This window comes from Sporosarcina pasadenensis (assembly GCF_047228845.1).
In the GTDB taxonomy this organism is placed as follows: Bacteria; Bacillota; Bacilli; order Bacillales_A; family Planococcaceae; genus Sporosarcina.
On sequence record NZ_JBFEGM010000005.1, the window covers coordinates 157,760 to 179,555 of the forward strand.

The following is a 21,796-nucleotide window of genomic DNA, read 5'->3' on the forward strand; positions in this document are numbered from 1 at the left end:
TAGAATGTATCCTCATGTTTCGGAACCTGGTACATGGAGCAATTCCTAATTAACGAAGGTAAACCCAACAATTTCGTATATTTGACGAATCTGATTTTCCTTAGGTGCTACGGTTAGAAATCAACGAAAATACCGACTTCGAGTAATATAACCACTATAAAACAGGTCACCCTACTTCTATGGAAGTAGAGTGATCTGTTTTCATACTAAATGTGCTTTTTCAGTGACCTCACTTTAGACCAAGGGACTTCTTTTGTCCTTTTCCCTATACTAGCTAGTGCGTCTATAATTTAGACGCTATTCAAAACTCCGCAATGGAGACTGTCACCATTTTTTAATTCTGGCTCGGTTTCTTGTGGGCTGGTCATGTGGAATGGGTTTAAAATTATATCTAGTTTCTCCTCAGACAGAAAGCCTTTTTCCAAGCATATTTCACGTACGGACCGATTACTTCTCAATGCTTCCCTCGCTACTTCTGTGGCTTTTTCATAACCTATATATGGATTAATGGCCGTTATAATACCTATGCTGCTATCTACATATTCCTTCATTCTTTCTATGTTTGGTGTCACTCCTACCACACAATAATCACGGAATACCGAAAAACAATTGTTCATAATGCTTAACGACTGAAATAGATTGAAAACAAGCACTGGCTCCATTACATTCAGTTCCAATTGTCCAGCTTCTGAAGCCATTGAAATGGTGTGATCATTCCCGATCACTTGAAAAGCAACTTGGTTAATCACTTCGGGCATGACTGGATTCACTTTTCCAGGCATAATGGATGAGCCCGCCTGGCGCGCTGGCAAATGCAATTCATTTAGACCCACTTTCGGACCAGATGCTAGTAAGCGGAAGTCGTTTGCAATTTTCGACATATTAATCATACAAATTTTCAAGGCAGCAGACACTTCTGTATAGCAATCTGTATTTTGCGTTGCATCCACTAGACTTTTTGCTTTTATGAATGGATATCCGCTCATTTGACTGAGAAGATATACTGCATGATTAATATACTTTGTATTCGCATTTAAACCGGTCCCCACTGCTGTGGCGCCCAAATTAATAGAATATAAATTGTCTTTAGTATTTTCTATCCTTTTCATATCCCGTTCCAGTACAAGTGCATAAGCATCCCACTCTTGGTCTAGACGGATGGGCACTGCATCTTGCAAATGGGTTCTTCCCATTTTTAATATTCCATTAAACTCTGCTGCCTTTCGATGAAATTCCTTGCATAGAGATGCGAGCGTTTCATGCAATTGGTCAATTAAGCGGAGTGTTGCAATATGAATGGCACATGGGAAAGCATCATTTGTCGATTGTGACATATTCACATGCGAGGTCGGACTAATAAATGCATAGTCACCTTTATTCCGTCCGAGCAATTCGAGTGCGCGGTTGGCCAGGACTTCATTTGCATTCATATTAATCGATGTGCCTGCCCCGCCTTGGATGGGATCAACTAGGAACTGATCATGCCATTTCCCTTCTATTACTTCCTCTGCTGCTTGCACAATCGCATTCGCCTTTTCAGTTGGCAGCAGTCCTGTTTCGTGGTTTGCAAGAGCCGCGGCTTTCTTTACCATTGCAATTGAACGAATCAATTCAGGATGTAGTCGATACCCTGTAATGGGGAAGTTTTCAATAGCGCGCAACGTTTGAATGCCATAATACGAGTTCTCTTCGATCTGCTTCTTGCCGATAAGATCTTCCTCAATGCGGAAGTTTGAATGATTCATTTTACAATCCTCTCCACCTACCAATTTTTTCACAATGCCACTTCACACAAAAGGGCTTTTCCAGACTGGCATGCCGACAAAGCAACTGCTTGAGCTACATTAGCCACCACCCTGCTGTCAAATGGATTGGGGACGACATATTCCTCAGATAGTTCATCTATCGAAACCAGTGAAGCGATGGCTTTGGCGGCTTCTATCTTCATATCTTCATTAATTTGACTTGCGCGAACTTTTAGGGCACCCTTAAAGATTCCCGGAAAGGCAAGCAAATTGTTAATCTGATTTGGATAATCCGAACGACCAGTGCCTATGACGCGTGCGCCTGCTAATTTTGCAACTTCTGGCATGATTTCTGGTATAGGGTTTGCTAACGCAAATACGATGGGATCTTTGTCCATTGATTCGATCATCTGAGTCGTTAATGCCCCCGCAGCTGACACTCCAATAAAGACGTTTGCACCTTGGATGACATCTGACAAATCCCCCTGTTTGCGTTGGAGATTTGTAAATTCAGCAAGCACGTCTTTCAATGCGTTCATACCAAGCGGCCGATCTTTATAAATAGCCCCCTTTGTGTCACAAACGATGATTTCTTTAACTTGGAATGAATGCAACAGCTTTGCAACCGCAATACCTGCTGCACCCGCCCCATTAATTACAATTTTCATCTCACTTATTTCTTTGTCTACAAGTTTTCCAGCATTCAACAAGGCAGCAGCTACAACGATCGCTGTTCCATGCTGATCATCATGAAAAACAGGGATGTCCAATTCTTCTTTCAAACGTTCTTCTATATAAAAACAATCAGGGGTCGCAATATCTTCTAAATTAATGCCACCAAATACAGGAGCAAGGTTTTTAACTGTACGGATGAAATCTTCAGCATCGCGTGTATCTAGGCACAGGGGAACAGAGTCAATCCCTGCAAACCGTTTAAAAAGTGCAGATTTCCCTTCCATTACCGGGATTGCGGCCTCCGGTCCAATATCGCCCAGGCCTAGGACAGCTGTTCCATTACTGATAACGGCCACCGTATTGCCTTTCATCGTATATTTATAGATCAATTCTCTGTCCTTGGCAATTTCAACACAGGGACCTGCCACTCCTGGAGAGTATGCCTGACTGAGATCCTCCGAATTATTAATAGGAGCTTTAAGCGCAATTTCTAATTTCCCTTGCCACTTTTCATGAAGATCTAAAGATTTTTGATAATTATTCATTGTAATTCACATCTCCTTTACGTTCGGGGGTTACAAGCTGCCCAGTCGGTTCGGATGAGAGGATTTTGCCATTCGCCATTACTGTAACGCCATTTACAATGGTCCGGACTGGCATTCCTTTTACTCTTGTTCCATCAAAAGCTGTCACTTTACTTTTGCTGTGTAGCTCTTCCATGCGAATAATATGTTCTTTTTCCATATCAACAAGAGTAAGATCCGCATCTGCCCCTGCCATAATAGAACCTTTTAGCGGATAGATTCCATATAGTTTTGCAGGATTGGTAGATAAAAGGGAAACAATATCCTGCAGGCCCAATCTCCCTTCAGAAACCTCATTCAGCATTAAAGGAGCTAGCGCTTCTACACCGCACATGCCGGCAGGCGCATTCCAAATGTCCATTTGCTTTTCCGCCAAAGTGTGAGGGGCATGATCTGAGCAAACTAAACTGATTGTTCCATCCTCAATCGCATCCCATAGACGATTCTGGTCGTCTTGGTATTTTACTAGAGGATACACTTTCATCATGGATCCTTTAGTTTCAAAATCTTCGTTTGTCAAGAATAGATAATGTGGACAAGTTTCGGCTGTTATCGGATATCCCTCTTCTTGAGCCAGTGCAATTTGATCAAGGCTTCCTCCGGAGCTGACATGCAGAATATGAAGATGCGCACCAGTCTCTTTAGCCAAAGCAATTCCTGTGCCGATTGTAAGCTCTTCCGCTAATGCTGGGCGTGCCCGAAGCGCATCTTCATAGGAATTCCCGCCTTCAGCTTTTACCCGTTTCGTTAAATGATTGATCAATTCACTGTTTTCTGCGTGAATCGCAATTATTTTTCCAGTTTTCGCAACTTCCTCAAACATGCGGTAAACTTCACCGTCATCACAAGGAGGTATAACATTTTCCATACCTTCTTCATAATTGTAAACCAGTTGATAGTTTTCTTTATTGACCGCATAACCCCAGAAATACTTAAAGCCAATGACGCCCAGTTTATCTAAATCTTTTAAATCATCGATGTTTAAATCTCCCAAGCAAATGCCCCAAATTCCAAAATTCACAAATGCCTTGGACAGGAAGTTGGCGGATTGTCTTTCAAAGTTTTCTTTATTGCTAATCGGCGGATAGGTATTCGGCATTTCAAAGATGGTCGTAATTCCTCCCGCAGCGGCAGCCTGCGTTGAATGACGGAAATCTTCTTTATGTGTAGCGCCTCCATCCCGTGAATGGACATGAGTGTCTATCAAGCCTGGCAAGATATACAAACCTGTTGCATCTGTAGTTTCATTTGCCTCACCTTCTAATTGCTCGTTCGTAATTGCTGTGATTTTACCGTCCTTTATATATATATTGCCTGGGTATGTTTCGTCTTCCGTTACAATTTGGCCATTTAGAATGACATGATCCCATTTCATCGTAATTCCTCCTATCCTAATTTAATGAACGAACCCTTTTGTTGATGATGAATTGCACCAATTAACTCATGGATATCATTCATGCCTTTTTCTCGCATAAACAGTTCGATCTCCTCAATGATATCAACCATTATGGTTGGGTGAATGAAGCTGGCTGTGCCGACTTGAACCGCTGTCGCACCCGCAATAATCATTTCTATAGCATCTTCCGCGTTCATGACACCTCCGCAACCAATAATTGGTATTTCCGTTACTTGATAGACTTGATAGATCATCCGAACTACAATCGGCTTGATGGCTGGACCCGAAATTCCTCCCATAACATTTCCGATTTTCGGTTTCATTGTATGAATGTCAATTGCCATGGCAAGTAGTGTATTTGCAACTGTCAACGCATCAGCTCCACCCTTTTCACAGGCAATTGCAATCTCTTGAATGCTCGTCACATTTGGCGACAGTTTGGCAATGATCGGAACATTCGTTACACTCTTGACCTGTTTCACCAATTGATAAGAAATGTCCGCATCCATTCCGAACGCTTTTCCATCCTGTTCCAAGTTAGGACATGAAATATTTAGTTCAATACCCGATACATCTGGATGGTTGCCTATAATATCTGACATCTCCGCAAACTCATCTAAAGAATCAGCAGAAATACTTGCTATAAGAGGAGAATCATATTTGCTATAAGCCGGTATTATTTCTTTCAAGTAGTATTCCAAACCCTTGCTTTGAATGCCAATTGAATTAATCATGCCTGCCGTTACCTCACAGACACGCGGCGTCGGGTTTCCTCCTCGAGGATGCATGGTAATACTCTTCGGCACAAGAGCGCCAAGCTTGTTGAAATCTAACACTTTCTCCATTTCATGTCCAAAAGCGCCTGAAGCAGGCATGATTGGATTTTTCAGATTCAAACCGCCAATGTCGACATTTAACTTTACTTGGCTATTCATGCCATCACCACCTTGTCGAGATCAAATACTGGACCTTCTGTACAAACCCTGACCGATTGGGTCGCATTTTCACTGCGAATGTCACAGACACATGCAAAGCAAGCTCCCATTCCGCAAGCCATATGTTCTTCCAATGCGATCTGGGAAGGTATTATATATTTTCGAGTGACAGCTTGCAGCAATTTCGACAGCCTTTTCGATCCACAAGTAAAACCCGCATCCACTCGCTGCTCTGCCAAGATGTTTTCTATTAACTGTTCTACGTATTCAACGCCGCTATTCCCGTCTTCTTCCGTCACCTTGTACACTTCAGCACCTAGCCCTTGAAGCGTTTCGGTCGCGAGAAGATCGTTGTGGCTTCGCGCACTAAGAATGGCAATACATTTTTTGTTTTGATTGGATGCTTCCTGAGCCAAAGCAGCCAGAGTGGCAATTCCTACGCCACGGGCTAACAGAAGCACCGTTTCCCAATCCTTCTCTAGAGTAAAGCCAACTCCCAGCGGACCAAACACATCTACTTTCTCCCCCGCTTTAAATTCAGTCATTTTTTTCGTTCCATCGCCTTGTACTAAATATAAAAACTCAATCGTTTCTTCTTCTTTATTAATTCGATAAATACTAAACGGACGTCGCAAAAACGGAAATGTCGTTTCGCATAATATATTGAAAAACTGTCCCGGTTGAATCCGATTTACCAACCCTGGAGCCGATACGACCATATGCCAATATCTTGCGCTCACTTGAACATTAGACAAAATTGGTAGTTGATTAACTTCCATTTGTTTCACTTCCTTTATTCTTTTAGACTCATGAGCTATAAATTCGGTTCGGTTGGTTTCGTTCGACAGAGGCCGCGATCGCGCTTTTCAAAATATACTCTTGAAGAATCACTGTTCCTTTTCCAATTTGCTCAGCTGAAGTAAATTCATTTGGGTTATGGCTTAACCCGTCTTGTGAAGGAACAAAAATCATCCCAGAAGGACAGAGTACGGCCATATTCATCGCATCATGCCCTGCGCCGCTCGGCATTACTTTATAGCGGATGTTCTGCTCCTTGCAGATGACTTCCAAGTCTGAAATGGTGGCACTATCCATATGGACTGGCTGTTCACTCGTTAATAATTGGCTAGATATTTGTAATCCCCTTGTCTGAGTGACTCGATTTATTACAGCTTTTAAAGCATCTATAACGACCTTTTTAGAGGTAACGTCAATACCCCGAATATCTATATCCATGTAGGCCTCGCCAGGAACAATATTCATACCCCCTGGCTTAATGTTCAATACACCTACAGTGCCAACCGTTCCTTTTGAACTCTCACTACTTGCCGCCCGTTCTATTTCTAACGCGATTTCTGCCGCACCGAGCAAAGCATCCTTTCTATAATTCATCGGTGTTGTACCAGAATGTGAAGCCTGACCTTTGACTATAATACGATAGCGCGTCGGACCCGCAATCGCGGCGACTATACCAACATCAAGTTGTTCTTTCTCTAAAATGGGCCCTTGCTCTACATGCAATTCTATAAAAGATTTATAGTGATCAGGGTGGAGAACAGCTTCCTTTACTCGATGAACATCCAAACCATTCTCCTCGAAGGCTTGGGCTATTGAAACACCATTGCAATCTTCTAAAGAACTGACCTCTTCTATCTTCAATAAACCGGCCACTGCTTTGCTTCCCAATGTAGACACGCCGAATCTGGATGATTCCTCACATGCAAACACTAAAATTTCAATTGGATGCAGTGTTTGTATATTTTGCTCATTTAATGAACGAATGACTTCCAAAGCGGCTATCACACCTGCAACACCATCGTATTTACCTGCGTCATAAACAGAATCTATATGGGACCCCATCGCAACAGCGGGAAGCCCCCTCACAAATCCATCTCGTCGGGCTATTACATTTCCGACTGCATCCACGCGAACCGTCATTCCCTCTTCTTTCAATTGCTTTATTATATAGTTTCTTGCGTTTTGTTCGACTTTCGTGTACGCGAGTCGATTGATTCCCTGTCCTCCTTTCGTAAATTGAGCCATTACATCAATCGATTTTTGTAAGCGCTTCAAATTCAAAGAGAACCCCCCCCTTTTGGTTACATCTCTTAATCCTATTTTATTACACGAAGAATCTGAAAGTTCACATCGATTTGGACAGCAGTTGAAGGAATTCATAGTGGATATAGACAATAACCAATAGACTATTCAAATTCTCCGAACGATTAGTTGACGGTTACCCGGGAAGTTCTTTCATATCGAAGAGAATTTAAGCTTAGAATACGCAAAATAGAAAAGGCACTACTTCTCAATTAAGAGAAACAATGCCCATTCCATTTTCCCATCTAATGCTTGTGCCGAATGGTGCGGACAAGCTTTGCAGGTTAGAAATGATTTCTGACCTGTTTGAGAGTTCCGGCCACCCTCTCTGATATCGAAGAGTTCCGAAACCCATCTCAATTGGATGAAGTGTCAATTGAGTCAGCTTACCGTCAGTCATTTCCCACTTCGCGATAACTGACTCCCATACATCAGGGTTGATTCCTAATCCAATTTTCCCATTTTGACTTCTTTTATCCAAGGCATCTGCAACGGTGTGTTCATCATTTAGACTATATTTTTCATAGAAATCAGCGGGTAGCTTCTCCACTGTGTCATTTTGAAAAATAAAATTGCCTAGACTATAAAAAATAGGTCTATTTTTGTAGATTTCCAAACCGCGTAAAATATGCGGACCGTGGCCTAGAACTGCATGGGCGCCTGCATCAATGAACCGTCTGCTCGCCTCCACCATGAAGTCGGCTGGTTTGTTTTTATGTACTCCTTCCATTTCATGTGAATGAAAGCTGACAAGTACATAGTCGGCTTGACGTTTCGCGTCATGAATAGTTTGGATGACTCGGTCCATATCCAATTCATTCACTACACGATAGCTCCCTGTTTGGCTTGATGTTTCAAATACATAAGAGCCGAACTCTATATGTCTATCAGTATCGTCCGTTGCAAATCCCTCTAGTTTGTCAAGATTCCGTTGATCGTTGACACCCGTCTGATCCGCAATTTCCGTGAGGATTTTAAGTTTATCTGATGTCGTTTGATAAACTGTTTGGTACCGCAGCCCATTCACGCCGGGACGACCTTGGCAATCTCTCCGTTGGTTTCCCGCCATCCAGCTCTCATGAAATGTGGATGTCGTGCCGATTAAGGCGACACGGCCATTATGTGTTTCCAAGTAGACGGGAGACGCAGCTTCCGCTAAATTGCGTCCTGCCCCCGCATACCGCAATCCACGTTTTTCCAATCCCTTTTGCGTATTAGCTAATCCTTCATATAGGTAATCCAATGTATGATTGGTTGCTAGATTGACACAATTAAATCCAAACCACAGAAGATCTTCGATAACATATTCTTCCGCAGACGCCCAGGTCCCCCCGCTAAATGCAGATGGCGGTGCATCTCTTCCCGGGGTAGTAACTTCAAAATTGGTAAACCGGACATCGGCGGAACGGATTAGCTCTGCAATCCCTTTCTGATCCGTTTTTTTATTTTCTGGCAGTCTTCTGGTTATAAAACTATCTCCAGTAGCTACAAACGATACGGAAACGCTCAATCCATTAATACCTCCTCTAGGTCTATCTAAGATTTTAATTCAGTAAGTTCACAAGGAATAATGACAATTCCGGTATATACGTGACGAGAAGCAATCCAACCAAGTTGACTGCTAAAAATCTGAATATACCGGGCATCATTTCACTAAGCCCGATTTTTGTAATGGTTTGGGTGACAAAAATATTCATTCCAAACGGTGGTGTATACATACCAATTGCTAAATTCGCTATGACAACGACACCTAAATGAACCGGATCGATGCCCAATGCCATAGCTGCCGGGTAGACTAGAGGCGCCGTCACAATGATAGCGGCTACACCTTCCATAAACATGCCCATGAGTAATAGAATAATATTTAAAACCAACAAGAACATCCAAGCAGAATGGATATTTTCAGTAATTACTTCAACTACTAGTTGAGGCAATCTTTCTCTCGTCAATACCCAACCCAACACTTGAGCCGCTGCCACTAAAACTAGGACTTGGGCAGATGTAATGGCTGATTCTTTACAAATTGAAAAAATACTTTTGAAGTTTAATTCTCTATAAATGAACAGTCCTACAAATAATGCGTAGATGGCAGAAACTCCAGCCGCTTCTGTGGGGCTGAATATCCCTGTATAAATACCACCCAAAATGATAACCGGGATCATCAATGCCCAAAATGCCTGTAAAAAAGTTCTGCCTACTTCTTTTCCAGATGCACGTTTATCCCTTGGTAGTTTTTCTCGCTTTGCATACAAATAAATGTAGATGATGGAGACAAACCCCATGACTAACCCTGCACCAATACCAGCAATGAATAGTTTCCCTACGGAAACTCCCGTAACCGAACCAAAAATGATTAATGTAATACTAGGTGGAATAATGAGAGATATCGCCCCCGCCGATGCAAGCAATCCTCCGGAAAAGCTTTTTCCATAACCGCCGCGTATTAGCTCGGGATACATTACTTTCCCAATCGCAATAACGGTTGCCGGACTAGACCCGGACAAGGCACCAAAAAACATGCTAGCTACTTGCGCGGTTAATGCAATTCCTCCCGCCAAGTGGCCAACCAGTGCCCTGGAGAAACGAAGGATCCGATCGGATAATCCTCCCCCATCCATTAAATTGGCGGCCAAGATGAAAAACGGCAAAGCCATGAGTGAAAATTGATCAATTCCGCCAAATAACCGTTGAATTAGTACCATAGGTTGAGTGTCACTTAATAGAAGCACAGAAAGGAATGCACCTAATCCGAGTGAGATGAAAATAGGTACACTAGTAAACAAGAATAATAAAATTAACATTGCTAATAAGATTAGCATATTTTCAACTCCTCTCACTCTTGATGTTTTGATTTCGAATTATTTGGATAGTATTGATTGCTATGTGGAGAATGGAAAGAGCCGCTCCTAATGGTATCGCCAAATAAATCCAATATAATTTAATTTTTAAAGATGGTGTTATCTGTCCTGTACTCATACTAAACATTACTAAATCCACACCGAACTTGACTAGGAAGCCCATGAAGATAATTGCCAAAATATTTATGTAAACATTCAGCAAACGCTTACCTTTTGCTTTTAAAGAATTCAACAGCAAGTCAACCCCAACATGGATACCTCTTCTAAAACAAATACTTGAGCCGATAAAAGCTATCCAGATCATCGCATACCGTATAAATTCCTCAGCCCAAGTTGTATTAGCTGCAAAAAAGTACCGTAATATTATATTGACAAACAGCAATCCGGTGGCAACTAAAAGAGTAATACCAACAAAAGCATCCTCAGCCTTTTTTAGGATCTGCATCTCTTATACAACTCTCCTTTAGAAAAAACAAGCCAAGAGAAGCTATATAATCACAACACTCTCTCGGCCTTTTTTTAGGTTATTTTGACACTTGCGAAATCTTTTCTTTGACTTTTTTTAGCAATTCTTTTTGCTCTGCTGTATTGTATATTTCATCCCAAAATGGTTCTGAAAGCTCATGGAAGGCGGCAATTTCATCATCAGTAAGCTTATAGTACTCCACACCTGAATCAATGATTTGCTGGCGGTAATCGTCTTCTTTTTCCTTTAATACTTGACGCGCTTCTTTTTTGCCTTCTTCATCTGCTTTTTGAATAAGCTCTTGAACATTCGGTGCTAATCCATCAAACCAGCCTTTGTTAGCCATCAACAAGTAAGTCATAGAACCGTGGAATGTTTCGATAACATTTTTTTGCACCTCATGGTAATTATTTAAGAAAACAGTCTGAAGCGGGTTTTCTTGTCCATCAACAATTCCTTGCTGAAGTGAATTATATACTTCAGCATAAGGTACTGGTATTGCAGTAGCTCCCCATACTTTGTATTGTTCAATTAAAAGAGGAGATTCCATAACACGCATTGTCAAACCTTTCATATCGGCAGGGCTTTTGATGGCTGTGTTTTTAGTTGTCATCAACTTGTAGCCGCCCGGCCAGAAGCCTAGACCTTTGAAGCCGCCTTGATCTAAAGTGGTAAGGATTTCATCCCCTACTTCACTATCAAGTACCTCATACATTTTGTCAGCTTCGGCAGGCCATAGATATGGCAAGTCGCCAATCTTCACATCATCAACAAAAGGTGTCACGACTGCAGTTGGCTGCATAGTGATGTCGATTTCTCCCATTTGTGTCGATTCCACTTGCTCACGCAAGCTTCCTAATTGTGACGCTGGATAGACATCAACCGTAATCTTGCCACCAGAACCTTCCTCAACGATTTCTTTGAACTTAGCAGCACCTGCGTGTTCCGGACTTTCTAGCGGCTGATTATGTGAAAATGTAATCTTCATTGTAGGAAAGTCAGCGCTTCCACTACTATCTGATTCACTTCCGCTAGACTTACTGCAAGCTCCCAAGATTAAAAGCGCTGCGAGTGCCAGAAGCATAAGCCAATTTCTCATTTTCATAATGCCCACCCTCTCTTCCTGTTTTTCAAATGTTTTTTCTTTTGAAAGCCTTTACAATAGTGAATAATCTAATAATACACTAATTTTAAAACCCTCGTAATGTATATAACCGACAAATAAACCATATTCTCTTTGTCTTAATACACAATTCTAAAATTGAACTGTTTCTTGTTGCAACAGATCATATATCTTTAGTCCCACAAACAAATTTAGCTTATCTTCCGATTTTTTCAGGGAGAAGCCTGTCAGTTCTTCAATTTTATTTAGTCGATATTTTAAAGTGTTGACGTGAATAAAAAGCGCATCGGCCGAATCTTTTAGCACTTCATTGCATTCAAAGTAAGTCACCATGGTTTGCAATAGTTCATTGCTTTTGTCTGTTTTCAATAAATTACCAATAGTTTCATTATAAAAACTTTCAAGCTCTTTCTCACTATCAACAGAGTAAATTAACCGGTAGATTCCAAGGGCATCATAATAAGAAATATGGTTCCCACTTGTTCTTTCACTAAAATACAAAGCTTTCTCCGCCTGCAAGAAGCTTTGCTGTATACCTTTTAACCCCATTGCAACTCTTCCGACACCTAAAAAAAGTCGATACTTTCTTCCTATCTGCCCAGCAATTTTCTGATAATATTCTTTTGCTAAAGGGGCAACCGCTTCTTCCTCGCCAACTTCTATGATCAAACAAATACCATTTCGAATTGTACCGACCAGGACATTCTTCCTGACTCTCTTCAGTAGATTAGTAAGCTTGTAATTTTTCAAAATCTGATAATGCTTGTTTTGCGTCCTGCAATCTTGTACGCTAAACAGAAAACTGACATAATGGCAATGTCTTGTAATTCGATAATTCCCGCCCCATTCAACCACGCTTTTTTCCCGAATATTATGGCTGAACAGCAATTCTCTAATAAAATCGCTCTCGTATTGCTGTTCTATATCCAACTTAACTTTTTTCTTTAAGAATTCAAAAGATAGTAACTTGGCAGCCTTTTCAAGAATAGCTAAGTCAGTTGCCAAGTGTTGATTGTATTTGCCCCAACTTGTAATATTGCCCAAGTACTCTCCTTCTACAATGATCGGAACTATAACGCAGGGCGTTTCTTGTCCCTCCTGCTCACGGTTCATCTGTAAAGGTCGCTGAACTATTGACAATTCCATTTTCTTATCAGCTTTCAATTCCTCCAAAGTTTTCTGGTGAGTATAGGAGGCAACTGAAGATAACTCACTTTCAATGGTAATCTCACTCTTCACAAGTAATTCTAGGTTTTTCGCAAACACATGAATGCCCTGTTCTTCAAGAGTTAGTTCGTCCAAGATTTTCGTCGCACGCTCCAGGTCCTCTTGCAGCACTACTTTTTTGTCAAACAAGGCATGCATGACAGGAGACATGATATCCAAATACTTGATATGTTCTGGAATCTCGATAATTGGAAAATCAATACGGTTTCCGTAATCTATAATATCTTGAGATATCTCTTTAATAAAATTGGAAGGTTTAATTGCCAAGGCCGTAGCACCAGCAGTATGCAAACGTTCAATTAGGGTAATTTGAGCTTCCACATCATCATTTACCGCATATAGGGACGTGAGTATCAATTCATTTCCTTTCACCCATTTAGCAACTTCGGGGACTTCCAAAACTGTTATAGTCTCAATTTCACGGTCTAGACTGCAATGTCCCGTCATAACACGGCAATCCGCAAAACCTCCTAATTTCAACACATCCTGTAGCTTAATCCCCATATTGCTCCCCCCAACCTTCTTTTATAGATTAAATTCCTTACTAATAGTTTCGAAATCCAATTCTAGAATTGCACATTTCTTCTTAATCTCATCAAAAAAATTAAAATCTTCGGGAACTGGTAAATCCCGGTTTTCTGAATAGAAAATCAGTAATTGGTACAAATCGATAAAGGCCTTTTCTTTATTCATCACATATCTCTCCTTTTGGTTAATTTCCAATTGATATTCTGTCTTTTTCCATTAAGCTACTAATTCATTATCATCCCCAAATACAGAAAAATCAATGTATACTTACAACTCTATTATCATTTTTTTGACTCTTCTATTAGATATATGAATTACCTGCTAGTTTTAAAGAGCTAGTATTCAGTTTCGAAAACTTATAATCCCTATGTTTTGCAAGCTACTATACAGTGGTTTAAAGAGACAATGGATAACAACAAAATTTCCTTCCCTACAAACTCGGGAAATGGCTGTAAATTTTTGCAGATTAACGTTTTGAGAACTGAGGTGCGACGCGCGTTTTATGACCGTACTTCAAGTTCATTCCTACACTACACTCATATTACTATTTAGCTTTTGTAGCAAATAATCCAGCCCGTTTGCAAATACCTGATATTAGGTGCAAATTATTCAATAACCGCATCCAGTCGGGAATTGGTATGAACCGAAATTGTTATCCAATTTCCTGGGCTTCTTTAGTTAAAGCCCAATCAACAAATACTTTTTGCTGCCTCCAATTCGGGTGCACCTCCGATAATGCCAATAGTAGCAGTTAAATACCATGTTCCATCTTCAAGAGCAACAACACTGATATTAGTAAAGCCTTCTTCAACATGTCATAATCCGTTGTGCATAAAAGTGATCCCAATAGCAGATTCTCCTAGTCCTGCAGACATGGCTAGAGCTGATCCCGATTTCGTATCAATTTTATCTGCATTTTTTGATTGTTAAGCCTGCAGGTTTTCCTTTTTAGCTGCTACGAATGAATCTGCCGGTCCCCCGTACCAAATACTTGCCTTCGGGTTATCTATCACTACACGTAGTACGGGTGCCTGTGTACGGTGCATTTATAACAATTCAATAAAACACATTTATATACAACCAAAAGCCAATCAAATATCGATTTGATTGGCTTCCCCACTCTTAAAAATGTATGAGCGCCCTTTCCCTCACCATCGAACAAGACCACTATTTGTCCGACCCGAACCGGAACTTGTACAGGATCATCCACTTCCTTGTAAAGGAAGGAATCCAAGCCGGAGAATTCAGGAATGACTTGACCGATGAAGCCATTTCCATGCTCATCACCCGCTGCATGAGAGGAACGATTTACGACTGGATCATCTTTGGCCACCGGCTCGATCCCGTCGTCGAGATCCGGAAATTCACGTCTACTGTTTTGGACGGGTTAAAAGTGTAAGTGGGAGTAAGAAAAAGGCCTGGTTCTAAGACATTCAGAACCAGGCTTCGATTTGCCGACCTCTCAAAATTGTAGCTGCTTTCCGTCATCCTTTGTTTACTTATATAAATCATCATGATTTTCGGATTTTGATTGATGTTCAGATACCAGATAAATATCTCCAACTAAATTTACTTTCCTTACAGATATATTTCTCTTGGCAATGATTTTTAGTTTTGATTTACTTATCTTTGTAATATAAATATTCTCTTCTGATGAAAACACATTATATCCACAAACATTGTATAAAGGGTTCATAAATAACTGGTCATTTCTTACGTAAAATGTTCCTATGATAGCAAAGAGTAGAAAATTAATAATTAGACTTCTGCCACTATGGATATCCATGGAAATTAATGGGACAATATAGGTAACTATATAACCCATTGTATCTTCTCTAACTAAGCCCGTATCTGTTATTTGACCTACTCTTCCTTCTGTTTTAGTATAAACTAAAAAAAATAAACCTACTCCAAATAAAGATAGCAAAAACAAAACCAACAAACCAACCCAAAAAACAGACACGGAAGGGCTAGTTTTCAAAAATTGATTTGAAATTTCCTTGAAAGCAAGTAGATTACCTGAAGAATCAAGAATTTGTATGTTTTGGATAAAAAGCAGTATATACAATGGAATGAAAGAAGAAAGGTAAAAGAGTACTTTTTGAATTACTCGGGAAATCCTCAAACTTATTCTCCTTTCTAAAACTATGAAATATCCTCACCTACTCGACCTAACATGAGAGATAAATAATATCCATCAGCAATACAGAAAAGTATTTGACTTCGTACCTGTCTGTTTCGTGTGTATACTATTTGTCCATTTTCATTTAACTCAATATCCAAATCGGCTTCTGCAATTACATAGGGTAATAAATGCGCCATTTCTAAAAAACCTTCGATTCGACCAGGAGTATTTATTATCTTTGTAATTCTTTTAGAAGCTTGCCTATCATTTAAGCAATCTTCTCTAAATTCGTCGAAGTTCTCAATCACATTCCCTCTTTGAATTTGTTGCAATGCCTCGGTAGCTCTATCGGTAAAATAGTCTTGCAAATTGAATATTGTTTGTAACGCAAATCTATTAATGATTAACATTTCATTTTCAAACACTAAAATATCTATATCTCTATCCAGTCCTATAAATAGTTCGTTGTTTACTTTTCTTAATGAGTTATCTTCTAGAATTCCCAATATACCCTGTCTGATTTTCTTCATTTTCGTAAACCTTCTAAATATATAAGCACATTTATTATCATGCTCAAGTCTTATGCAATAAAAGTTTATTGTTTCAAGGTCAAGTTCAGCCATATCGCCGTGGATGTTTTCCTCTGACTCTAACTCGATTATAGTACGGTTTACATGAGCAACATCCAAATTAGCAATAGAGAGATAACCGTCTTGACCTAAATTTGGGTTGTAATCCTCTTGGGGAAGTTCAAATAATCTTGTTTGAAAAACTTCAGAGTACAAGTTCTTCAAATCTTCTCTAACTGGACGACGCACGGTAGGTTCATACACTTCATAATCGGCATTAATCTTTTGTACTAATTTTACCGAAACTGAGTCTACTTCATTTACATCAAGATTATTAATAAATTGTCTAAGTCTACTAATATCCAAGATAATAACCCCCTTTTAGTCTTATTTGTCTATTTCGACAAATAGCGACTAATCTCCTTCTTTTTTACAACATTTCTTCGGTATAACATTCTTTTTTAATTCGGATCCTCTAGCGATTGCCGGTATTCAAATGTGGGTCAGAAACGCCTGCCGGTTGGCAAGTCATCGGAAATACCCCGACAAAGCGTATGCAGGTACCACATTGATTTGACAATTCGTCTGAAGAAGAGTTCACCCTCATTAGGGTGTGAACATATATGCATTGTCAAAAACATAATGTTATGAATTAAAGAGTGCTCACTTGATTAACTCCTCGAAGCGTCCTTCACCGCACAATACCCAATTATAACAACTGGTCAGAATGGTCAAATAATTGTTGACTTACACAATAAATAGAACCATAATAATGTTCATAACTAACATTTCGAAGTGTTAGATATGAACATTGTGGAGTAGGTGGCTTTGAGATGTCTCCAAAAGAACGAAGAATAAAAATAATAGCTATTCTGGAATCGTATGGGAAGGCTGAAATCGCTCAGTTAGCCGATATGCTTGAAGTGACCCCGATGACGATTCGACGTGATTTTGATGTATTGGAGAAGCAGAATAAGCTAATACGTACACATGGCGGAGCTATCCTAACCCAGGCTCTTATTCGAGAAAGGACATTCGCCTCAAAATCGGTTTTGGCCGTCGAAGAAAAGAAAGCGATTGCAGTAAAAGCGATTTCGTTTGTGAGCGAGGGTATGACTGTATTGCTGGACTCCGGAACAACAACGCTTGAAATTGCAAAGCTGTTAAAGTCCCGTGAGCATATCACAGTTATTACAAACGATATTAAAATTGCCGCTGAACTAATGGAGAGTCGCCTAGAAGTCATTGTAATCGGTGGACGGCTTCAGACGGAGACCGGAACTCTCTACGGCTCGTTAACAAAAGATATATTGAGTTCCCTCCATGTCGATTTATTCTTCTTGGGAGCCAATGCGATTCATTCGACGTTTGGCGTTACAACGCCTTCGATAGAAAAGTCATCTTTAAAACGGGCAATGATCAGAACGGCTGGACAAATCATCCTTGTGGCTGATTCTACGAAATTCAATCAAAAATCTTTTTCGAAAATCTGTAATCTTGAGGTTGTTTCAACAATCATTACAGACTATAACATCACGGATGATATCTTGGAAAAATACAATGAATCGGTTGATATTATCATTTCAGAGCAGGTGGAAATATGAAAATTGGAATTATAGCAGATGACTTAACAGGGGCGAATGCAACAGGAGTGAGGCTGGCGGAGGCCGGGTTTCAAAGCGCCACCATTGTGTTCGGGGGAAAAGTGCCTACTTCCAATAAATTCACTTCAATCTGCGTTGATACAGATAGTCGCTATGTCTCCCCCTCTACCGCCGATGAGCGGGTTCGCCATACATATAATCAGCTTTCGTCATGGGGAGCAGATGTGATCACCAAACGAATAGATAGTACAATTCGCGGGAATATCGGTTCGGAAATCGATGCGATGTTGGAAAAGACCGGAGAGGACAGCGTTGCGATCGTCGTGGCATCATATCCGGATTCTGGCAGGGTGACGTCTGGCGGGTATTTATTAGTCGAAGGAGTGCCTGTCCAAGAAACGGATGTAGCAAAAGACCCTTTGAATCCCATTAGGAAATCGTATGTACCGGCAGTCATTGAAGAGCAAAGTGAATATGAAGTCGGACATATCGGATTAGGGGATGTTTTGCAAGGGACAACTCGCATTACTTCCTCCTTACAGGCCTTAATTAAAAATGGAAAGAGAATCATTGTAGTGGACGCTGTCACGAATGAAGAAATCAGCGATATCGCTGAGTCTATGGCATCTATGGAAGGACAAATCCTTTTCCCTGTAGACCCCGGCCCACTTTCGGCCTCATTTGCGCGCGTATTGGCAAGAAGAAGCCTGCATGAAAGCAAATATATTGCAACAATCGGAAGTGTTACCGGGATGACTGGACGACAATTGCGCTATCTGATAGACAAGACGAATTCTTCTCCTGTCTATGTCGACGCGGAACAATTAGCGACGATGACCGATAAATGGGATCGGGAAATCTCGCGGGCCATTGAAGAAGGTTTGACAAAATTAAAAGAAGAAAAAGTATTGATCATTACAACCCTTTCTCCGACTTCAAGACGTTTACCATTAGCCGAGATTGCCAAGAAAGAAAACACCACTGAGGAATTAATAGCAAAGCGAATTACGACCGGGCTAGCTAAAGTAACACATACAATCATCCAAAACAGTACTATCAAAATCGATGGGACATTTTCAAGTGGCGGTGATGTCACTGCAGCATTATTTGCCGTCAGCGATGCCGAAGCCATTCAGCTGCACGAGGAAGTCATCCCGTTAGCCGCATATGGAAAATTCATCGGCGGCAGCTTCGACGGCATCCCAGTAGTGACAAAAGGTGGCATGGTCGGAGAAAAGCATTCAATTTACAAATGTATTTCATTTTTACAAACAAAAAATCATGAAGGAAGTGTGTAATAATGACAGACAAACTGAACATCATCGCTATCCCAATGGGCGACGCTGCAGGAATCGGGCCAGAGATCACAGTGAAATCACTGGCTAAAAAGGAAATTTACAATATGTGTAATCCACTCGTCGTGGGCGATGTAGAGGTAATTAAAAAAGCAATTGACATCACTGAAGTAAACTTGGGTGTAAACATTATCAGCGAACCTGGAGAAGGAAAGTACGAATTCGGTACGATTGATGTATTGGACATGGAGAATATTAATATGGACGAATTACAACCTGGTCAAGTTCAAGCCCAATGTGGACGTGCCGCTTTCGAATTCATTAAAAAATCGGTTGAACTCGCAATGAATGGCGAAGTGTCTGCACTTGCTACGACGCCAATCAATAAAGAATCATTGAAAGCCGCTGAAGTTCCTTACATTGGACACACTGAAATGCTGGAAGACCTTGGTGGAGCAGCAGATCCACTCACAATGTTCCAAGTGAACGGCATGAGAATTTTCTTCCTGACTCGCCATGTTTCATTGAAAGAAGCAATTTCGCAAATGACGAAAGAACGGGTACAAGACTATCTGAACCGTTGTGACGTCGCATTGCAACGTCTTGGTGTCGAAAACAGAAAAATCGCAGTTGCTGGGTTGAATCCACATAGTGGTGAAGGCGGTCTGTTCGGCATGGAGGAGGTGAATGAAATCGCACCGGGAATTGAAGCTGCAAAGAAAGACGGAATTGATGCTTATGGTCCGGTCCCGGCTGACTCAGTATTTTTCCAAGCGTTGAACGGCAAATACGACGCGGTCCTTGCCCTCTACCACGATCAAGGCCATATCGCGGCGAAGATGACCGACTTCCATCGCACGATCTCAATTACGAACAACCTTCCATTTTTACGCACCTCCGTTGATCACGGGACTGCATTTGACATCGCATGGAAGAATATCGCATCCAGCGTCAGCATGGAAGAGTGCATTAAGCTAGCTGCAGAATACGCACCAAAATTTACAGAAGAATCATTGTGAAATACCTTTCGATAAAGGGAGAGCCATTCTCCCCTTTACCGACCCATTACAACTAAATTGGAGGAATCCGTATGTCGCCAGAAATGCAAATGATCTTAGGTCTCGTTATTGGTGTAGCTGCTTTAATCTTTCTCGTTTTGAAAACAAAGATTCATGCTTTTCTAGCTTTAATTATCGCCGCATCATTGACCGGATTAATCGGTGGCATGAATCCGATAGAAGTTTCTGCCTCAATTTCTTCAGGATTCGGAAGCACACTTGGCTCTATCGGAATTGTTATCGGATTCGGAGTCATGATCGGTCGTATTTTAGAAGTTTCTGGAGCAGCTGAGCGTCTCGCGTACAGCTTAATCCGTTTCGTCGGAAAACGAAAAGAAGAATGGGCTATGGCCATTGCCGGCTATATCGTATCGATTCCTATTTTTGTAGACTCTGCATTTGTCATTCTTAACCCGTTAGTGAAAGCGCTGTCACGAAAAACAGGTAAATCCGTTATCACACTTGGCGTTGCTCTTGCTATCGGGTTGGTCGCTACGCATCATGCCGTACCACCGACTCCTGGACCTTTAGGCGTCGCTGGCATCTTCGGTGTCGATATCGGCAAAATGATCGCTTGGGGATTGCTGTTCGCGATTCCGATTGTCATTTCAGGTGTCTTCTATGCTAAATGGATCGGCAAACGAATCTATCAAATTCCTACCGAAGACGGACTAGATTTCGAACGGCCGGAAGAACAAATGTCCTACCAAGAACTCGTCCGGATCACAGACGATAGAAACAAAGAACTCCCTTCATTATTCCGTTCCATGTTCCCTATCTTGCTTCCAATTGTGCTCATCTTTGTGAACACAACATTGCAAGCGTCGGGCATTAAAGGAGGATGGATCGACTACGTTCTATTCATAGGGCAACCAATTATTGCAGTCGGCCTCTCATTAGTTGCAGCTATCTACTTGTTAGCGGGGCCATTAAAACGCGATCAAGCGCTTGAGAGAATGGAAGAAGGTATGGTAACAGCAGGAATTATCTTACTCGTAACCGGCGCGGGCGGTGCGTTAGGGCAAGTACTACGCAGCAGCGGAGCGGGAGACTATATCGCCCAACAAGTTGCGACACTTCCTATACCAGCAGTATTGATTCCATTTATCATCGCAACATTAGTCCGTTTAATCCAAGGAAGTGGCACAGTCGCCATGATTACAGCAGCATCCATATCAGCACCAATCCTCATCAACCTCGACGTTAACATGGCATTGGCAGCACAAGCAGCCGCACTCGGTGCAATGATTTTCTCATACTTTAATGATAGCTTGTTCTGGGTCGTAAACCGCATGCTCGGCGTCAAAAAAGTAAAAGAACAAATACTAGTTTGGTCCGTCCCTACCACAATCGCTTGGCTCGTGTCACTGGTTAGTATTCTAGTAGCTAATCTGTTTGTGGGATAAAGTGTAACGGTCTTCACAGAGAATTTGTATCGATACATTGGCAAAGCCCATCTATGATATAGGCACCACCAATTTGAAAAGCCCCCCTGGGATTACATGACC

At 41.2% G+C, this 21,796-nt stretch carries 19 protein-coding genes; 5 read left to right on the top strand and 14 right to left on the bottom strand.

The features are described 5' to 3' along the window. Nucleotides 1-290 precede the first annotated feature (290 nt). From aspA to AB1K89_RS09035, 12 genes are all read right to left on the bottom strand, one after another. Complete coding sequence (gene aspA, locus AB1K89_RS08980; RefSeq protein WP_413054433.1) at nt 291-1,745, bottom strand: aspartate ammonia-lyase; 1,455 nt, start codon at nt 1,743-1,745, stop codon at nt 291-293. 29 nt (nt 1,746-1,774) lie between these two features. Next, on the bottom strand, nt 1,775-2,965 hold the full coding sequence (locus AB1K89_RS08985; protein WP_413054434.1) for an NAD(P)-dependent malic enzyme: 1,191 nt from the start codon (nt 2,963-2,965) through the stop codon (nt 1,775-1,777). Continuing rightward, complete coding sequence (gene allB / locus AB1K89_RS08990; RefSeq protein ID WP_413054435.1) at nt 2,958-4,379, bottom strand: allantoinase AllB; 1,422 nt, start codon at nt 4,377-4,379, stop codon at nt 2,958-2,960. The genes AB1K89_RS08985 and allB overlap by 8 nt, the downstream gene beginning before the upstream one ends. 11 nt (nt 4,380-4,390) lie before the next feature. Next, nucleotides 4,391-5,335 (bottom strand): dihydroorotate dehydrogenase, encoded by a 945-nt coding sequence (locus tag AB1K89_RS08995; protein ID WP_413054436.1) that lies wholly within the window; start codon nt 5,333-5,335, stop codon nt 4,391-4,393. Further along, complete coding sequence (locus AB1K89_RS09000; protein ID WP_413054437.1) at nt 5,332-6,114, bottom strand: dihydroorotate dehydrogenase electron transfer subunit; 783 nt, start codon at nt 6,112-6,114, stop codon at nt 5,332-5,334. The genes AB1K89_RS08995 and AB1K89_RS09000 overlap by 4 nt, the downstream gene beginning before the upstream one ends. 28 nt (nt 6,115-6,142) lie before the next feature. Then, a complete protein-coding gene (locus AB1K89_RS09005; protein WP_413054438.1) occupies nt 6,143-7,414 on the bottom strand; it encodes a Zn-dependent hydrolase in 1,272 nt (423 codons plus the stop codon). Nucleotides 7,415-7,643: 229 nt separating this feature from the next. Then, nucleotides 7,644-8,945 carry a CapA family protein gene (locus AB1K89_RS09010; protein WP_413054439.1) on the bottom strand — a complete coding sequence of 434 codons (1,302 nt, stop codon included), beginning with the start codon at nt 8,943-8,945 and terminating at the stop codon, nt 7,644-7,646. Between the two features lie 34 nt (nt 8,946-8,979). After that, entirely contained in the window at nt 8,980-10,254 is a 1,275-nt protein-coding gene (locus AB1K89_RS09015; protein ID WP_413054440.1) for a TRAP transporter large permease, read from the bottom strand. A 4-nt stretch (nt 10,255-10,258) separates the two neighbouring features. Next, nucleotides 10,259-10,738, bottom strand: coding sequence for a TRAP transporter small permease (locus tag AB1K89_RS09020; RefSeq protein WP_413054441.1), 480 nt, complete (start codon nt 10,736-10,738; stop codon nt 10,259-10,261). A 79-nt stretch (nt 10,739-10,817) separates the two neighbouring features. Continuing rightward, on the bottom strand, nt 10,818-11,864 hold the full coding sequence (locus AB1K89_RS09025; RefSeq protein ID WP_413054442.1) for a TRAP transporter substrate-binding protein: 1,047 nt from the start codon (nt 11,862-11,864) through the stop codon (nt 10,818-10,820). A gap of 150 nt (nt 11,865-12,014) precedes the next feature. Then, nucleotides 12,015-13,613, bottom strand: coding sequence for a PucR family transcriptional regulator (locus tag AB1K89_RS09030; RefSeq protein WP_413054443.1), 1,599 nt, complete (start codon nt 13,611-13,613; stop codon nt 12,015-12,017). 21 nt (nt 13,614-13,634) lie between these two features. Continuing rightward, on the bottom strand, nt 13,635-13,802 hold the full coding sequence (locus AB1K89_RS09035; protein WP_413054444.1) for a hypothetical protein: 168 nt from the start codon (nt 13,800-13,802) through the stop codon (nt 13,635-13,637). Between the two features lie 967 nt (nt 13,803-14,769). Between AB1K89_RS09035 and AB1K89_RS09040 the strand changes: the two genes are divergently transcribed. Beyond that, a complete protein-coding gene (locus AB1K89_RS09040) occupies nt 14,770-15,036 on the top strand; it encodes a hypothetical protein (RefSeq protein WP_413054445.1) in 267 nt (88 codons plus the stop codon). A 96-nt stretch (nt 15,037-15,132) separates the two neighbouring features. Here AB1K89_RS09040 and AB1K89_RS09045 read toward each other — a convergent pair whose 3' ends face one another. Together AB1K89_RS09045 and AB1K89_RS09050 are read right to left on the bottom strand one after the other, a co-directional pair. Continuing rightward, nucleotides 15,133-15,762 carry a hypothetical protein gene (locus AB1K89_RS09045; RefSeq protein ID WP_413054446.1) on the bottom strand — a complete coding sequence of 210 codons (630 nt, stop codon included), beginning with the start codon at nt 15,760-15,762 and terminating at the stop codon, nt 15,133-15,135. Between the two features lie 20 nt (nt 15,763-15,782). Then, nucleotides 15,783-16,697, bottom strand: coding sequence for a Kiwa anti-phage protein KwaB-like domain-containing protein (locus AB1K89_RS09050; RefSeq protein WP_413054447.1), 915 nt, complete (start codon nt 16,695-16,697; stop codon nt 15,783-15,785). 467 nt (nt 16,698-17,164) lie between these two features. Here AB1K89_RS09050 and AB1K89_RS09055 point away from each other — a divergent pair, with 467 nt between their 5' ends. From AB1K89_RS09055 to AB1K89_RS09070, 4 genes are all read left to right on the top strand, one after another. Then, the gene (locus tag AB1K89_RS09055; protein WP_413054448.1) at nt 17,165-17,935 is read left to right on the top strand and encodes a DeoR/GlpR family DNA-binding transcription regulator; all 771 of its coding nucleotides are present in this window, start codon (nt 17,165-17,167) and stop codon (nt 17,933-17,935) included. Then, entirely contained in the window at nt 17,932-19,233 is a 1,302-nt protein-coding gene (locus AB1K89_RS09060; RefSeq protein WP_413054449.1) for a four-carbon acid sugar kinase family protein, read from the top strand. Before AB1K89_RS09055 ends, AB1K89_RS09060 begins: the two co-directional genes overlap by 4 nt. Before the next feature lie 2 nt (nt 19,234-19,235). Further along, nucleotides 19,236-20,249 carry a 4-hydroxythreonine-4-phosphate dehydrogenase PdxA gene (gene pdxA / locus AB1K89_RS09065; RefSeq protein WP_413054450.1) on the top strand — a complete coding sequence of 338 codons (1,014 nt, stop codon included), beginning with the start codon at nt 19,236-19,238 and terminating at the stop codon, nt 20,247-20,249. A 71-nt stretch (nt 20,250-20,320) separates the two neighbouring features. Then, nucleotides 20,321-21,694 (top strand): GntP family permease, encoded by a 1,374-nt coding sequence (locus AB1K89_RS09070; protein WP_413054451.1) that lies wholly within the window; start codon nt 20,321-20,323, stop codon nt 21,692-21,694. Nucleotides 21,695-21,796 lie beyond the last annotated feature (102 nt).

What these genes read in the sequence shown, in the direction of transcription:
- aspA (WP_413054433.1), bottom strand. Translation starts at nt 1,745, where the DNA reads ATGAATCATTCAAACTTCCGCATTGAGGAAGATCTTATCGGCAAGAAG.
- AB1K89_RS08985 (WP_413054434.1), bottom strand. Translation starts at nt 2,965, where the DNA reads ATGAATAATTATCAAAAATCTTTAGATCTTCATGAAAAGTGGCAAGGG.
- allB (WP_413054435.1), bottom strand. Translation starts at nt 4,379, where the DNA reads ATGAAATGGGATCATGTCATTCTAAATGGCCAAATTGTAACGGAAGAC.
- AB1K89_RS08995 (WP_413054436.1), bottom strand. Translation starts at nt 5,335, where the DNA reads ATGAATAGCCAAGTAAAGTTAAATGTCGACATTGGCGGTTTGAATCTG.
- AB1K89_RS09000 (WP_413054437.1), bottom strand. Translation starts at nt 6,114, where the DNA reads ATGGAAGTTAATCAACTACCAATTTTGTCTAATGTTCAAGTGAGCGCA.
- AB1K89_RS09015 (WP_413054440.1), bottom strand. Translation starts at nt 10,254, where the DNA reads ATGCTAATCTTATTAGCAATGTTAATTTTATTATTCTTGTTTACTAGT.
- AB1K89_RS09020 (WP_413054441.1), bottom strand. Translation starts at nt 10,738, where the DNA reads ATGCAGATCCTAAAAAAGGCTGAGGATGCTTTTGTTGGTATTACTCTT.
- AB1K89_RS09025 (WP_413054442.1), bottom strand. Translation starts at nt 11,864, where the DNA reads ATGAAAATGAGAAATTGGCTTATGCTTCTGGCACTCGCAGCGCTTTTA.
- AB1K89_RS09030 (WP_413054443.1), bottom strand. Translation starts at nt 13,613, where the DNA reads ATGGGGATTAAGCTACAGGATGTGTTGAAATTAGGAGGTTTTGCGGAT.
- AB1K89_RS09035 (WP_413054444.1), bottom strand. Translation starts at nt 13,802, where the DNA reads ATGAATAAAGAAAAGGCCTTTATCGATTTGTACCAATTACTGATTTTC.
- AB1K89_RS09040 (WP_413054445.1), top strand. Translation starts at nt 14,770, where the DNA reads ATGAGCGCCCTTTCCCTCACCATCGAACAAGACCACTATTTGTCCGAC.
- AB1K89_RS09055 (WP_413054448.1), top strand. Translation starts at nt 17,165, where the DNA reads ATGTCTCCAAAAGAACGAAGAATAAAAATAATAGCTATTCTGGAATCG.
- AB1K89_RS09060 (WP_413054449.1), top strand. Translation starts at nt 17,932, where the DNA reads ATGAAAATTGGAATTATAGCAGATGACTTAACAGGGGCGAATGCAACA.
- pdxA (WP_413054450.1), top strand. Translation starts at nt 19,236, where the DNA reads ATGACAGACAAACTGAACATCATCGCTATCCCAATGGGCGACGCTGCA.
- AB1K89_RS09070 (WP_413054451.1), top strand. Translation starts at nt 20,321, where the DNA reads ATGTCGCCAGAAATGCAAATGATCTTAGGTCTCGTTATTGGTGTAGCT.